Origin of the sequence: Paenibacillus sp. FSL H8-0457, assembly GCF_038051935.1 — a bacterium.
Taxonomy (GTDB): Bacteria; Bacillota; Bacilli; order Paenibacillales; family Paenibacillaceae; genus Paenibacillus_AQ; species Paenibacillus_AQ lautus_A.
In genome coordinates this window covers 81820-97221 of record NZ_CP150293.1, presented here as the reverse complement: position 1 = coordinate 97221, position 15402 = coordinate 81820, and the positions used below count along the sequence as shown (strand labels likewise).

Here is a 15402-nt window from a genome sequence, read left to right as displayed (position 1 = left end):
CATCCCCTTATCTGTAACTACTTCATGTTCAGCCTTCGATTGTTTTCTGCGGTACCGCAGGCAGGACAATACTTACTCTCGTGCCTACTCCAACTTCACTCTCGATTTCCATCGTCCCCCGGTGGCCCTGGATAATGCGCTGGCTTACCATCAACCCGAGGCCTGTGCCCGTTTCCTTATTCGTAATAAACGGTTCGCCAAGATGCGGCATCATGTCTTCCGGAATGCCTTGACCTTCATCCCGAATATCGATCTGTATCTGTTCGGGCTGCGGGCGTGTAAGCCTGATCCATATATTGCCGCCTTCCGGCATGGCTTCAATGGCATTCTTGAGCAGATTTATGAACACCTGTTTGAGCTGGTTCTCTTCGCAATGCACAAAGGTCGGTTCTTCAATAAAATCCAATTTGAACTCGATGCCGTACAGATGCGCCTGGCTGTCGAGGAAGGAGATGACATCCCCCATAATGACGCCCACGTCCCTCTCCTGGAAATTAATCGCCTGAGGCTTGGCTAATATCAGAAATTCACTGACGATCAGATTGATTCGATCCAGCTCGGACAGCATCAGGTCGATATGATCGGGATTCGCTTTGTGAGTCTGCTGTTGAAGCTGCAAAAATCCTCGGAGGGTCGTAAGCGGATTCCGGATTTCATGCGCAACCCCGGCAGCCAGCTGCCCCACGGTATTGAGCTTCTCCGAACGCCGCAGGAGCTCCTCGATCCGATTGCGTTCCGTCACATCGCGGGATACGCTAATCATGGAGGTAACCTCACCGTTCTCGTCCCGCACAAGCGAGGTGCTGATGCTCACTTCAATCGTGCTTCCATCCTTGCGCAGACGGACCGTCTCCACCGGCGGAAGCCGCTCACCAGCCCGCAAACGACGGATGCGTTCCTTCTCCTCTTCCTCTTTGGCCGGAGGCACAAGCGCAAGCTTCCGCCCGACCACTTCGTGCGCCTTCCAGCCGTATAATTGCTCAAACGCTTTATTCACGCTGATCACGCGTTCATAGGTGTCGGTTGTATGAATGGCATCGGCCGTCTGATTGATAACGGACTCTAAATATTCTTTAACGGACTGGTTCTCATCCACCATCTGCTTCAACTGGCTCGTGTAGGTACCCAGATTGCGGGTCATGGCATTGATGCGGCCTGCAAGCTGCCCCAGCTCGTCCCGGCTGCTAACCTCAAGTCTACGATCGAAGTGACCATCCGATACATCGTTTACGGTGCCCAGGATGGCCTGAATCGGCTTCGTAAAATAACCCGCTACAATGTAACTGCCAAAAATCACGATTTCGAGCAAAACCAGTGAAATAGCCACCAGGCTGATCATCTGCTCCCTCATCACGGAAGAGATGGCTTCATAATCCATGACGACACTGATCACGCTGGTCGGTTTATTTTCGGACAGGATGGGAATGAAGCTTTTTAACACCTTCTTATTATTGATGGTGCTGACAAACACCACATTGTCGCTGGTAGATACGGCCCTCTGCACAGCTTCCGTATCTTGATCCAGGCTCCCATAATTGTAGGTGCCGAACGTGATCGGTCGATTGCGGAGCTTGTGGTGAACATCGTCCGTTCCATCCTCTCTCATATATTCATTGCCAAACGTTTCGGGGTTGATGCCCGTCACTTCCAATATCCGCGGATTCGATTTCAAAGTCTCCTCCACCACGGTGTTCGGGCTTGTGATCTTCACAAAATCCTTGATATTCGAATTCCGGATGTAGGGATCGATAATATAATTCCGCTTGCCATCATAATAGTATCCCCATTTATCAATGAATTCCGGATTGGATGTGGAGAACTCGAACGGTCCGGACCAGAAATGCTCGGCACGCTGCCCCTCCGTAACGGACACGACTTTGCCATGCTGGAACAATTCCAGAAATGCGGTATGCCAATACCCCCAGTTTTTTGTGGAAAGGCCGATTTCGTCTTGGGAGGAGGAACGGGCAACAACGATATCATCGTTGGTTCGAACCAGCAGCGAAATGTGGGTCACACCGATCTCTTTACTTAATTCGGCCAATTGCTGATTGGTTATATTGTTAATATCGGGATCTAAGGCCTTTGCCGCATTAACTGCTGCTACCTTCAGCATATCCCCGAAAATGTTATCCACATACGCAGAGCTAAAGCCGGTTTGCTGAACCGTAATGGCGATCTGCGTGGCGGCCATCACCATTTTGGTTTCACTATCCTGCTGCAGGTTTTCCTGGGTCGTGTAATAATTCAGCGTAATGTTAAGCAGAAGGATAAATAATACCGATATGGACATGATCATCGATAATTTCGTCTTAATCGACAAGTGGCATCTTCACCTTTCTGCTGTCACATCGACGACTTGTGAATATATACCCTCATGATACCTTGATCACGAACGTTTGAAAAGACAAGCCGTATTGCGGCTGACGGGTTTTTTCCGCAATCGCATTGCTATTGAATTAGGGAATCCTTACAATATAAGAGGCTAATCCCGATAAATAAAACGACGTATCCACAGATTGCGCACAAATACACAACTTATCTGTGGATAATGTGTATAACTTTGTGTATAATTTTTTACTTATCCACAATTCTGTCCACATCATGTTAACAAACGAATAAATGTTCGTTGAACATTGGGTATAAATACAGGGTTTTAGCAGGCAGCGAAAGGAGACTTTAGATTGATATCACATTCAATAGACCCACTGGCTGTGGATAACGAAAATCATGAACGCTGGATGCGAGAAGCCATCGCGGAAGCCCGGAAGGCCGAAGAGCTCGGTGAAGTTCCTATTGGTGCTGTCATCGTACGGGGCGATGAAATTATTGGCCGTGGATATAATCTGCGTGAAACGACTTACGATGGTACGGCTCATGCCGAGATGGTAGCGATCCGGGAGGCCAGCCGGCATCTTGGAGCCTGGCGGCTGCTCGACTGTCGATTATACGTGACGCTGGAGCCTTGTCCCATGTGTGCAGGTGCCATTGTTCAGTCCCGGGTTCCGCAGCTCATCTACGGCACAGGCGATCCCAAGGCAGGCTGTGCGGGCACACTGATGAATCTGCTTCAAGAGCCGCGCTTTAATCATCGGACGCACGTGGTGGACGGCGTGCTGCAGGAAGAATGCGCATCGTTGCTGACTCAGTTCTTTCGGCGTTTACGCGGGAAAATATGATTTTATGTACCGAAAGAGGAATGAACACAGAAAACCCGGCCGTCATGGCCGGGTTTTCTTGTCTGCGATGAATAAAATTAGTAAGTGCTCATTTGGCTCATGGATTCCTCAAATTGCTCCATCGTGATGACGTCAGCGTCTTTTGGAATACCGATTTTGAACTCTTGTTTCGCGTTGATGTTGTTGTATTGGGTGCTACCCTTCACAGCCAACTTCACGTTCTCATTCGTTTCTGGATCATTGAAATCAACGTTCAACACAACATCTTGGTACGCAGGGAAATCTTTTTTATCGATAGCCGTGTTGATGTTAAATGTATTGATTTTCAGGTATTTCTGCATTTCTTCCAAGCCCGCTTTGAATTCGTCTTGGTTGACGTTGGACACTTCAGCTTTAGCAGCATCGATGTCTTCTTGGGTCAGACCCAGCAATTCGCGGTACTCGTCTTTAGCTGCAATATCAACAACCTTAGGTGCAACCTTGTTTACCATAATATCCAATGCTTCATTCAGGTTATCATTGGTTACAAAGAATTGTACCACTTGTTTAGCGTCAACACCTTCTGGAAGGCCGGCATCTTTAACATTGATCTCTTTGAAGTATTTCGCTTGGTCATATTCGCTCAGCACAGCTTCAAGGATTTCGTTAACGAATTTTTGGGACTTCTCGGTATCCAGGGTTTCTGGGTTAAATGTTTCGCCGGATTGCTCAGCAAGCTCTTTCATGTCCATCACGAGGAATTTGCCAACAACGTCTTCCGGGAATGGCAGCATTGGAATGCTTGGAATTTTAACGTAGATTTTCTCTTTCGTCATCACCATATCAATGTTGAAGGACATCGCCATGTCACCCTTCAAATTGATGCCCATGTTCATTTCGGTTTGCATTGGCTCAGCCTGGTAGATCCCGTCCAGTGTAACCTCCGCATTCTTCAGCATCGTCATCGCCTGTGTTACGCTTGGATCGCCTTCAACTGCAGGTATGTTAACTTGAAGGTCTTCAATGACAAATTTGCTCTTCATTTCGTAGGATGTCATCTTCATCGCGTTCGTAGCAGCATTGGTCATTGCCGCCTTAGGCTCTTCTTTCTTGGCGCAGCCGGAAAGCACAACTGTCACCGTGAGCAGCAGTGTCAGCATGATAGCTGCAAACTTCTTGTTCATTAAAATTTCTCTCCCCTCTAACAGTCAAAAAAATAACAGACCTTCTAATCATAAACCATTTAACCAAAATGAGAAACACTTTCTGGAATATTTACTGAAATTTTATTTCCTTTCTTTTTCCATCCATCTTAATTTCAAACTTCTTAACATGCGAATAAGGTGGGGCCCCAAAATATTACACTTGAACACTAATACGGAAGTTGGAAGCAAAAGGTTTCAAATCGAAAAAAGAACTTCCTGTCGAATGACAGGAAGTTCTCTCGATTCTTGCTTCTTGGCGCCTTCGTATTTTGCTCCTAAAGGCTGTTAGCCCTCCGGATTAAAATGGCCATCCTGCTTGCGGATCTTCGCTCTGTGCGAGCCTGACAGCGGCTCTTGGCCGCCCCGGTCATGGTCCTTCCGCTGCCTCGGTTGTTCCTGTGCTTCAGGCACCGGAATCGACTTTGGTTTACTCATCTGATAGCCCTCCATTTCATGGATCACAGCGTTTGTTCTACGCAATCGGCCTTGATGCTTCGGTCTGAAAGGAGCATCACAGCTTTCACATTCATTCATGGAACTTAGTGATGCGTGATTTGCTGCAGCGTTTGAGCACACTCATGAATATGACGCGTATAATCGCCCACCATGCCCTGTATGTTCTCATTGCGCTCATCCGTCGTCGCGCCGTCACGCTCTACATCGATCAGAGCGACCTTCACTTCCCGGGAATCCACATAGGTGCATTGAAAATCAAACGAATACTCCTGACGACCTGCTGCGCCAATGTGAATGCGGATGGCGTTCGGATCTCCTTCGTCTGCTGCCACTTCTGCACGATCCCCCGGTTTGAGTATGGTCGGCAGCCTTTCCTGCCAAGCATTGACCAGCGTCGACTGATCGACATTCAGTTCTGAGTTCATGTTCACACCTCCCCTTCTCTATAAATTGCGATAACAGGCGCTGTTTTATACAGCAGGTCCCCCAAGCATAAAGTGCTATATATCCGAAGCTTCCGTGCATTTGTCTTGCAAACAAAGCATAAAAACCATAGAAAAAACCGTTCCCCGAAGGAAACGGCTTGCGTTTGTATATGTATGGCGGAGAGGATGGGATTCGAACCCATGTGGAGTTGCCCCCTAACGGTTTTCAAGACCGCCCCGTTATGACCGCTTCGGTACCTCTCCATGTGGAAATGATCACTGCAAAATGAATCACGTGCAAAAATCATTATACCACAAGTCAATCTGTGTTATCAACTTATTTCTTGAGTTCGATGATGCTAACATTCCCCATGTAAGGGCGAAGCACTTCCGGAATAACAACGGAGCCGTCGGCCTGTTGATAATTCTCCAGAATCGCCGCAACCGTACGCCCTACCGCAAGCCCAGATCCATTCAAGGTGTGAACAAATTCCGGTTTACTCTTCGGCTCCGGACGGAAGCGAATATTGGCACGGCGTGCCTGGAAATCACCAATATTCGAGCATGAGGAAATTTCACGGTATACGCCGCTCTCCGGAAGCCATACTTCCAGATCATAGGTTTTCATGGAGCCGAAGCCCATATCCCCGGTACATAGCGTCATAACGCGATAAGGGAGATTCAACAGCTGGAGCACTCGCTCCGCATCCGCCGTCATTTTCTCGAGCTCATCAAACGATGTTTCCGGATGCACAATCTTCACCATTTCGACCTTATTGAACTGATGCTGACGAATAAGTCCCCGGGTGTCGCGTCCTGCCGCACCGGCTTCCGAACGGAAACAGGAGCTGTATGCGACGTAATATTTAGGCAGATCCTCGCTATTTAGGATTTCCTCACGATGGTAGTTCGTTACAGGAACCTCAGCCGTTGGGATCAGGTAATAGTCGGTATCGCTAATTTTGAATAAATCCTCTTCGAATTTAGGCAGTTGTCCCGTTCCGTACAAGCTGTCCCGATTGACGATATATGGAGGCAGCATTTCCTCATAGCCGTGTTTGTCGCTGTGCAGATCCATCATGAAACTGATTAAGGCACGCTCAAGCCGTGCACCCAAACCCTTGTAGAACGTAAACCGGGAACCCGTAACCTTCGCGCCTGCTTCAAAGTCCAAAATACTCAGGTTCTGGGCAATCTCCCAGTGAGCCTTAGGTTCGAAATCAAAAGCTCTTGGCTCCGCCCACCGGCGAATTTCCACGTTCTCTTCCTCCGAGGCACCGATCGGCACACTTTCGTGGGGAATATTCGGAATCGCCAAAGTAAGCTCGGATATGCTGGCTTCCAGCTCACGAACTTCCTCATCCATGGCTTTAATCTGGTCTGACACTTGGCGCATCTCCAGAATCAGCTCATCTGCATTTTCGCGATTTTTCTTCAGCTTGGCTACTTCAGCCGACACGGTGTTGCGGCGATTCTTCAAACTTTCGCTTTCCTGCAGCAATTCCCGGCGCCGGGCGTCAAGCTTAGGAAAATCCGCAATCAAATCGAGCGATTTGCCTCGATTCTTCAGCGCTTCTTCAACACGACTGTACTCGCTGCGCAATATTTTTACGTCTAACACGGGAAACCCTCCTAAAGTAAAACATCCATCAAGTATATCGAAGCAGCTGCCCTACCTGTTGATAAAAAGCCTTGGGACAAGGCTGCATTATACGTTGTTACATACGATACATCTTATTGCATTCCAGCGAAAAAGACAACTTGACTCCCACATACTGCCAAAGAGCCAAGATGTCTTCTACTGAAACTATTACGTTACGCCTGTGGCGCCGTCGCCCGGGAGCGAACCATCTCCACAAAATATTGATGGAGCCGGAAATCGTCTGTCAGCTCCGGATGATAGGAAGCCGCAAGCAGATGCCCTTGTCTGGCTGTGACGATCTCATCCTTATACGTGGACAGAACCTCAACGCCCGGTCCCACTTCCAGAATAAGCGGAGCGCGGATGAAGACGGCTCGCACCGTTTCATCGATGCCCTTAACCGGCAAATCAGTCTCGAAGCTTTCACGCTGTCGTCCGAACGCGTTCCGCGCCACCGTGATGTCCATCAGCTTCAAATGCGCTTCTTCGTCGCCTTGAATTCGCTCGGCCAGCACGATCAGTCCGGCGCAGGTTCCGAATATCGGTTTGCCTTGGGCTGAAAACTGACGAATCGCATCCATAAAATCATACTTGCGCATCAGCTTGCCAATCGTCGTGCTCTCACCGCCAGGGATAATCAAGCCGTCAATGTCGTCCAGCTGCTCGACCTTCTTGATCGGCACCCCTTCGGCGCCAGCAAGCGTAATGCTTCGAATATGCTCTGCAACGGCACCCTGAAGTGCCAGTACGCCGACCTTCATGTTACCCCTTCTCTCTTACCAGCCGCGATCCTGCATGCGCTCAGCCGGACTAAGCTTGGATATCTCGATGCCTTTCATTGGAGCACCCAGGTTCTTGGATACTTCAGCAATCAATTTATAATCATCATAATGCGTTGTCGCTTCCACGATCGCACGAGCAAATTTCTCAGGGTTATCGGATTTGAAAATACCGGATCCTACAAAAACGCCATCAGCGCCCAGATGCATCATCAATGCGGCATCCGCAGGGGTGGCCACGCCACCGGCGGCAAAGTTAACGACAGGCAGCTTGCCCGTCTCGTGAACGCCTTTCAGGAGGTCATAGGAAACACCGAGGTTTTTGGCTTCGGCATACAGTTCGTCCTTCGACATGTTGCGAATCTTGCGAATTTGGCTGTTGATCAAACGCATATGGCGAACGGCTTCCACGATATTGCCCGTTCCCGGCTCGCCCTTCGTGCGGATCATGGATGCACCCTCGCCGATACGACGCAATGCCTCACCGATATCTTTCGCGCCGCATACGAACGGTACGGTGAAATCCCATTTATCGATGTGGAACACTTCATCCGCAGGCGTCAGCACTTCACTCTCATCGAGGTAATCCACGCCGAGAGATTCAAGCACTTTCGCTTCAACGTAATGACCGATACGAGCTTTGGCCATAACTGGAATGGATACGACCTTCATTACTTCCTCAACGATGGTTGGGTCAGCCATACGTGCTACTCCCCCAGCAGCGCGAATATCGGAAGGAACGCGCTCCAGCGCCATAACTGCCGTAGCACCGGCAGCTTCAGCGATTTTCGCTTGTTCCGCATTCATGACGTCCATAATGACGCCGCCTTTTTGCATTTCCGCCATACCTCTTTTTACAGTAGATGTTCCTGTTTCCATGTCCCCTAGCCTCCCGATTATATGTTGTATCTCATCGCCATTTAGAGCATTCCCTGGCGATATGGTCTGTACCCGTATGGTGCATACTTGCAATGAATCTAACTTGATATTTTACCGCATCAAAATCAAATACACAACCCATTTACTCGGAATTTATCGGCTGCTTAGAAAAGATTTTTGATGGAATCAAACAAATCCGCGAAAAAGTCACCGATCGCACGGAGGAACAGCTTGAACCAGCCGGCTTTCTCTACCTCGTCTGCCGTGATGAGATTCACCGTTTCGGTCTGGGTTTCCTTCATGCCTTCGATTTTGTATGAGTAGGTTGCCGTGCCCACCTTCGTATCCTTAGCGACAGGCGCCGTCACGCTGGAAGAATCCAGTTTGGCTTCGAAGGTAATGTTCTTTCCGCTAGAACCTTTAGGCACAACAAATGTGAGGGCTTTATCGGTCACCAGCCCAGCTTCCTTTCCTTTGCCCTTCTTCACTTCGACGGTTTCAAATCCTTGCACGGTTGCTCCGGCTGCTTGGACTTCCTTCACTTCGAAGTTGTCAAAGCCGTAATCCAGGACTTTTTTGGTTTCCTTAAAGCGAGCCCCTTCGGATTTCGTTCCCATAACCACGCTGATCAAACGCATGCCGTCACGCTCAGCAGTACCGGCAAAGCAATAACCCGCCGCATTGGTATGACCGGTTTTCAAACCGTCCAAACCTTCGTAAGCATAGGCCTTGAAGTTCGTAATGCTTTTGTTGGCCTCCAGCATCCAGTTGTAGTTGATGATCGGACTCGTATCGCGCGGCCGGAATTTATGCGATTGAATGGCCGTAAACTTCGCAAAGTCAGGATGATCCTCAACGATATACTTGGCAAGTAATGCAGTATCCATTGCCGACATTACGGTTTCTTTATCTTCTGCAGGACGGTATTTCTCAGGCATATCTGCACGGCTAAGGCCTGTGGAATTAATGAAGAAAGCGGTCTTCAATCCCATCTTTTTCGCCGTATCGTTCATCATGGTAACAAACTCTGCTTCGGAACCAGCGACATGTTCAGCCAATGCTACCGTTGCATCATTCGCCGAGCCGACAGCCATGGCTATGTAGAGCTCTTCCACTGTATGTTGGTCGCCTTCAGCTAAAAATATCCGTGAGCCCACGGTTTTTTCAGCATTTTCCCCTACCGTGACTACGTCATCCCAAGCTAACTCGCCTTGTTTTACCTTCTCTGCCACGATATATTCCGTCATCATCTTCGTCATGCTTGCCGGTGGCAATGCTTCATCCGCATTTATGGATAACAGCACCTGGCCCGTAGATGGCTCGATCAAGACGGCAGAGCTCACTTCCAAGCCCAACTGATCGACCGATGGCACTTTGTCCGGCTTCGCATTATTCGTCGCAGCCTTGTCCGTTGCCGCTTTGTCTTCCGTAGCTTTGGTTGTATCCGCTGTAGCCAGCATATTAGGCGCAGCGAGCGAAACCGCAGGCGCAGCAGAGAAACATAGTATATTAAACAGCATCAAGGATGCCAGCGTTCTTTGAATTCGTTGTCGCTTATTCTTCTTTATAGACTTGTCTATCAATGGAATTACTCCCCTCTAATTCTCAATAAGTCATTAACTTGTTCTATTCTATCATAGGGGGGGTATCAAAAAAAGACAAGCTAGATGAATTTCATCCAGCTTGTCCAGGAAATAAATGACATATACTGTGTATCCTTATTCTTTTCCGTGAATTACAAGGAATAGTTAGGCGCTTCTTTGGTGATTTGAATATCATGCGGATGGCTCTCGCGGAGACCAGCCCCGGAAATGCGGATAAATTGGGTATCATTCCGCAGCTCCTCCAGGTTTTGCGTTCCGCAATACCCCATGCCGGAACGCAATCCACCGATCAACTGATGGATGGTATCTGCCAATGGCCCTTTATAAGCTACACGGCCCTCGATGCCTTCCGGTACCAATTTCTTGTCGTCATCTTGGAAATAACGGTCTTTACTGCCTTGTTTCATGGCAGCAAGGGAACCCATGCCCCGATAAGCCTTGAAACGGCGTCCTTGGTAGATCTCGGCTTCGCCTGGGCTTTCTTCCGTCCCTGCAAACATGCTGCCCAGCATAACGGCACTAGCGCCGGCCGCGATGGCTTTTGTAATTTCTCCGGAGTATTTGATACCGCCGTCTGCGATAATCGGTACGCCGTACTCTTTAGCAACCGTTGCGCAGTCATAGATGGCCGTGATTTGCGGTACGCCAATGCCGGCAATAACGCGGGTCGTACAGATGGATCCAGGACCGATTCCCACTTTAACGACGGATGCACCGGCTTCGATAAGCTCTCGCGTACCTTCGCCTGTAGCCACATTACCCGCGATAATGGTCAGATTCGGATACAATTCGCGCAGTTTGCGTACGGAATCAATAATATTGATGTGATGCCCATGAGCGGAGTCAACGGTTATGACGTCTACACCGGCTTTCACAAGCGCTTCTGCTCTTTCGAAGGTATCTTTGGAGATTCCGATCGCTGCACCTACAAGCAGGCGGCCCTGAGCGTCCTTCGCTGCTCTAGGGAACTGAATCGCTTTCTCAATGTCTTTAATCGTGATAAGTCCTTTAAGAACATTATCGTCGTCCACCAAAGGCAGCTTCTCGATTTTATGCTTCTGTAGGATCATTTCGGCATCCTGAAGGGTCGTTCCAACCGGAGCTGTAACCAGGTTCTCGCTGGTCATCACTTCGCTGATAACCGTATTGTAATCATGAACAAAACGAAGATCACGATTCGTCAAAATCCCGATCAGCTTATTGTTCTCATCCACGATCGGAACCCCGGAAATCCGGAATTTGCCCATGAGTTTCTCAGCGTCGGATACAAGATGATCGGCATGAAGCGAGAATGGATTGGTGATGACTCCGCTTTCCGAGCGCTTCACCCGATCTACTTCTTCCGCCTGTTGTTCAACCGTCATATTTTTATGAATAATGCCGATTCCGCCTTCTCTAGCAATGGCAATTGCCAAAGGAGCTTCCGTAACGGTGTCCATACCTGCACTGATGAGCGGGATGTTCAATTTCACGTGCTCGCTCAATTTGGTGCTAACATCCACTTCTTTTGGAAGTACCTCGGATTTTCTAGGAACCAACAATACATCGTCAAAAGTGAAGCCTTCCTTGCTAAACTTATCTTCCCACACCTGGGTTATTCCTCCTTTTTGTCGTCTTCCTGCGGACTACAACTACTGTCAGAGCTGGACCGGACGGCATTTTCAAGTATTTTCAGAAATATATTATTGCCATCTTAGCAAAGGGCCCATAGGCTGTCAAGGATTGAATTGGCCCATTTCCTGAAGTTCGCAAGTATCCATCCAGCGCGTTGTCCTGTCCCTTTGGAGTGGACAAACGGACAGCTTTCTTCTATTAAATGGAGACTTATCCACGTTTAAGATTGGCCTGCCATATTGCATCACTTTAGGCATTATCACGGAGACGATGCATGACTGTCGTTTAGTATCACCCAAGCCGGCTCGAGATAGTCCAGAAATCAGAAATCCACGACACGGCATATAGGAAAAGACCGTTATCGAGTAATCGATAACGGTCTTTATGGTTTTTCGCTTGGCGACGTCCTACTCTCCCGGGACCCTTCGGTCCAAGTACCATCGGCGCTGGAAGGCTTAACGGTCGTGTTCGGTATGGGAACGCGTGGAACCCTTCCGCCATCGCCACCAAACGGTTCAGATGCTTGATCACCTGAAAACTAGATACGAAACGAATTTGCAGCACATTGAAATATATTTTGGATAAGCCCTCGACCGATTAGTATTGGTCAGCTCCATGCATTGCTGCACTTCCACCTCCAACCTATCTACCTCGTCGTCTTCAAGGGGTCTTACATACTGGGAAATCTCATCTTGAGGGGGGCTTCACGCTTAGATGCTTTCAGCGCTTATCCCGTCCGTACGTAGCTACCCAGCCATGCTCCTGGCGGAACAACTGGTGCACCAGCGGTACGTCCATCCCGGTCCTCTCGTACTAAGGACAGCTCCTCTCAAATTTCCTACGCCCACGACAGATAGGGACCGAACTGTCTCACGACGTTCTGAACCCAGCTCGCGTACCGCTTTAATGGGCGAACAGCCCAACCCTTGGGACCTACTTCAGCCCCAGGATGCGATGAGCCGACATCGAGGTGCCAAACCTCCCCGTCGATGTGGACTCTTGGGGGAGATAAGCCTGTTATCCCCAGGGTAGCTTTTATCCGTTGAGCGATGGCCCTTCCATGCGGTACCACCGGATCACTAAGCCCGACTTTCGTCCCTGCTCGACTTGTAGGTCTCGCAGTCAAGCTCCCTTATGCCTTTGCACTCTTCGAATGATTTCCAACCATTCTGAGGGAACCTTGGGGCGCCTCCGTTACTCTTTAGGAGGCGACCGCCCCAGTCAAACTGCCCGCCTGACACTGTCCCCGTACCGGATCACGGTACTAGGTTAGAACCTAGATACGATCAGGGTGGTATCCCAACGTCGCCTCCACACAAGCTGGCGCTCATGCTTCTTAGGCTCCCACCTATCCTGTACAGATCGTACCCAAATCCAATATCAAGCTGCAGTAAAGCTCCATGGGGTCTTTCCGTCTTGTCGCGGGTAACCTGCATCTTCACAGGTATTAAAATTTCACCGGATCTCTCGTTGAGACAGCGCCCAAGTCGTTACGCCATTCGTGCGGGTCAGAATTTACCTGACAAGGAATTTCGCTACCTTAGGACCGTTATAGTTACGGCCGCCGTTTACTGGGGCTTCGGTTCACAGCTTCGGATTGCTCCTAACCGCTCCCCTTAACCTTCCAGCACCGGGCAGGCGTCAGCCCGTATACTTCGCCTTACGGCTTCGCACAGACCTGTGTTTTTGCTAAACAGTCGCTTGGGCCTTTTCACTGCGGCCCCCTCGGGCTATTCACCCTACCGAGGCACCCCTTCTCCCGAAGTTACGGGGTCATTTTGCCGAGTTCCTTAACGAGAGTTCTTCCGCGCGCCTTAGAATTCTCTTCTCGCCTACCTGTGTCGGTTTGCGGTACGGGCACCTTCACCTGACTAGAGGCTTTTCTTGGCAGTGTGAGATCATGACCTTCGCTACTGTAATTTTCACTCCCCATCACAGCCCAGCCTTATCGATGTGCGGATTTGCCTACACATCAGCCTCACTGCTTGGACGGACATCCATCAGTCCGCGTCACTACCCTCCTGCGTCACCCCATCGTTCATAACGGTTTACGGTGGTACAGGAATTTCAACCTGTTGTCCTTCGATTACGCCTTTCGGCCTCACCTTAGGTCCCGACTTACCCTGAGCGGACGAGCCTTCCTCAGGAAACCTTGGGCTTTCGGCGGATCAGATTCTCACTGATCTTTTCGTTACTCATACCGGCATTCTCACTTGTATGCTGTCCAGCGCTCCTTACGGTACACCTTCAACCTACATACAACGCTCCCCTACCCCTGATGCATACGCATCAAGCCATAGCTTCGGTGGTGTGTTTAGCCCCGTTACATTTTCGGCGCAGAGTCACTCGACCAGTGAGCTATTACGCACTCTTTAAATGGTGGCTGCTTCTAAGCCAACATCCTGGTTGTCTGTGCAACTCCACATCCTTTCCCACTTAACACACACTTGGGGACCTTAGCTGATGGTCTGGGCTGTTTCCCTTTTGACAATGGATCTTAGCACTCACTGTCTGACTCCCGGATATAAGTCTATGGCATTCGGAGTTTGACTGAGCTTGGTAACCCTTGCGGGCCCCGCACCCAATCAGTGCTCTACCTCCACGACTCTTCATTCCGAGGCTAGCCCTAAAGCTATTTCGGGGAGAACCAGCTATCTCCGAGTTCGATTGGAATTTCTCCGCTACCCCCACCTCATCCCCGCATTTTTCAACATACGTGGGTTCGGGCCTCCAGTGCGTGTTACCGCACCTTCACCCTGGACAGGGGTAGATCACACGGTTTCGGGTCTACGCCCACATACTAAATCGCCCTATTCAGACTCGCTTTCGCTGCGGCTACGGCTTCTCGCCTTAACCTTGCATGGGAACGTAACTCGCCGGTTCATTCTACAAAAGGCACGCCATCACCCATAGATCGGGCTCTGACTTCTTGTAAGCACACGGTTTCAGGTTCTATTTCACTCCCCTTCCGGGGTGCTTTTCACCTTTCCCTCACGGTACTGCTTCACTATCGGTCGCTAGGGAGTATTTAGCCTTAGCAGATGGTCCTGCTGGATTCATACGGGGTTTCACGTGCCCCGCACTACTCGGGATCCGTCTCGGAGGGAATATACTTTCGGCTACAGGGCTTTTACCTCTTATAGCGGGCCTTTCCAGACCTCTTCGCCTAATATGTTCCTTTGTAACTCCATGTGAGACGTCCCACAACCCCAGAGAGCAAGCTCTCTGGTTTAGGCTGTTCCGCGTTCGCTCGCCGCTACTGACGGAATCACTCTTGTTTTCTCTTCCTCCAGGTACTTAGATGTTTCAGTTCCCTGGGTATGCCTCCTCGCATCCTATGTATTCAGATACGGGTAACTGACTATTACATCAGCTGGGTTTCCCCATTCGGACATCCCCGGATCGAAGCTTGCTTACAGCTCCCCGAGGCAGTATCGTTGTTCGCCACGTCCTTCTTCGGCTCCTAGCGCCTAGGCATCCTCCGTGTGCTCTTAGTAGCTTAACCAATTGCTCCGGTTATTGCGCTCATCGCTCTGTTGTCCGTTTGTTTCCTGATCTACTAAACGAGTCAATAGGTAGAAACAAACTTCCAAAGGATCGATGATCCCAAAACCTTCGCGCTACTTTTTTATTAAACTTG

10 protein-coding genes, 1 tRNA gene and 2 rRNA genes are annotated in these 15402 nt (G+C 49.6%); 1 reads left to right on the top strand and 12 read right to left on the bottom strand.

Annotated features, from left to right (window positions below; all coding sequences use genetic code 11):
- Nucleotides 1-28: 28 nt before the first annotated feature.
- Nucleotides 29-2293 (bottom strand): ATP-binding protein, encoded by a 2265-nt coding sequence (locus MHI43_RS00445; RefSeq protein ID WP_341283209.1) that lies wholly within the window; start codon nt 2291-2293, stop codon nt 29-31.
- A 391-nt stretch (nt 2294-2684) separates the two neighbouring features.
- On the opposite strand from MHI43_RS00445, the gene tadA reads away from it, so the two are divergent.
- On the top strand, nt 2685-3179 hold the full coding sequence (gene tadA / locus MHI43_RS00440) for a tRNA adenosine(34) deaminase TadA (RefSeq protein ID WP_012818344.1): 495 nt from the start codon (nt 2685-2687) through the stop codon (nt 3177-3179).
- A 77-nt stretch (nt 3180-3256) separates the two neighbouring features.
- Here the strand turns inward: tadA and MHI43_RS00435 are convergent, their stop codons facing one another.
- The 11 genes from MHI43_RS00435 to MHI43_RS00385 all read right to left on the bottom strand — a co-directional run bounded on the left by MHI43_RS00435 (nt 3257) and on the right by MHI43_RS00385 (nt 15267).
- On the bottom strand, nt 3257-4342 hold the full coding sequence (locus MHI43_RS00435) for a hypothetical protein (RefSeq protein ID WP_012818343.1): 1086 nt from the start codon (nt 4340-4342) through the stop codon (nt 3257-3259).
- Nucleotides 4343-4648: 306 nt separating this feature from the next.
- The gene (locus tag MHI43_RS00430; RefSeq protein WP_012818342.1) at nt 4649-4798 is read right to left on the bottom strand and encodes a hypothetical protein; all 150 of its coding nucleotides are present in this window, start codon (nt 4796-4798) and stop codon (nt 4649-4651) included.
- 104 nt (nt 4799-4902) lie between these two features.
- Entirely contained in the window at nt 4903-5244 is a 342-nt protein-coding gene (locus MHI43_RS00425; RefSeq protein WP_009595528.1) for a hypothetical protein, read from the bottom strand.
- 175 nt (nt 5245-5419) lie between these two features.
- Nucleotides 5420-5508 (bottom strand) — tRNA-Ser (locus tag MHI43_RS00420).
- Nucleotides 5509-5581: 73 nt separating this feature from the next.
- Entirely contained in the window at nt 5582-6865 is a 1284-nt protein-coding gene (gene serS / locus MHI43_RS00415; protein ID WP_036662883.1) for a serine--tRNA ligase, read from the bottom strand.
- Nucleotides 6866-7059: 194 nt separating this feature from the next.
- Nucleotides 7060-7647: a pyridoxal 5'-phosphate synthase glutaminase subunit PdxT gene (gene pdxT, locus MHI43_RS00410; RefSeq protein WP_012818340.1), complete on the bottom strand. Its 588-nt coding sequence runs from the start codon at nt 7645-7647 to the stop codon at nt 7060-7062.
- A 15-nt stretch (nt 7648-7662) separates the two neighbouring features.
- Nucleotides 7663-8544 carry a pyridoxal 5'-phosphate synthase lyase subunit PdxS gene (gene pdxS, locus MHI43_RS00405; protein ID WP_036662885.1) on the bottom strand — a complete coding sequence of 294 codons (882 nt, stop codon included), beginning with the start codon at nt 8542-8544 and terminating at the stop codon, nt 7663-7665.
- A gap of 164 nt (nt 8545-8708) precedes the next feature.
- Nucleotides 8709-10127: a D-alanyl-D-alanine carboxypeptidase family protein gene (locus MHI43_RS00400; RefSeq protein WP_012818339.1), complete on the bottom strand. Its 1419-nt coding sequence runs from the start codon at nt 10125-10127 to the stop codon at nt 8709-8711.
- Between the two features lie 152 nt (nt 10128-10279).
- The gene (gene guaB, locus MHI43_RS00395; RefSeq protein ID WP_036662887.1) at nt 10280-11737 is read right to left on the bottom strand and encodes an IMP dehydrogenase; all 1458 of its coding nucleotides are present in this window, start codon (nt 11735-11737) and stop codon (nt 10280-10282) included.
- 419 nt (nt 11738-12156) lie between these two features.
- Nucleotides 12157-12273: ribosomal RNA gene (rrf, locus tag MHI43_RS00390) — 5S ribosomal RNA — on the bottom strand.
- Nucleotides 12274-12339: 66 nt separating this feature from the next.
- Nucleotides 12340-15267, bottom strand: a 23S ribosomal RNA gene (locus MHI43_RS00385).
- Nucleotides 15268-15402: the final 135 nt, after the last annotated feature.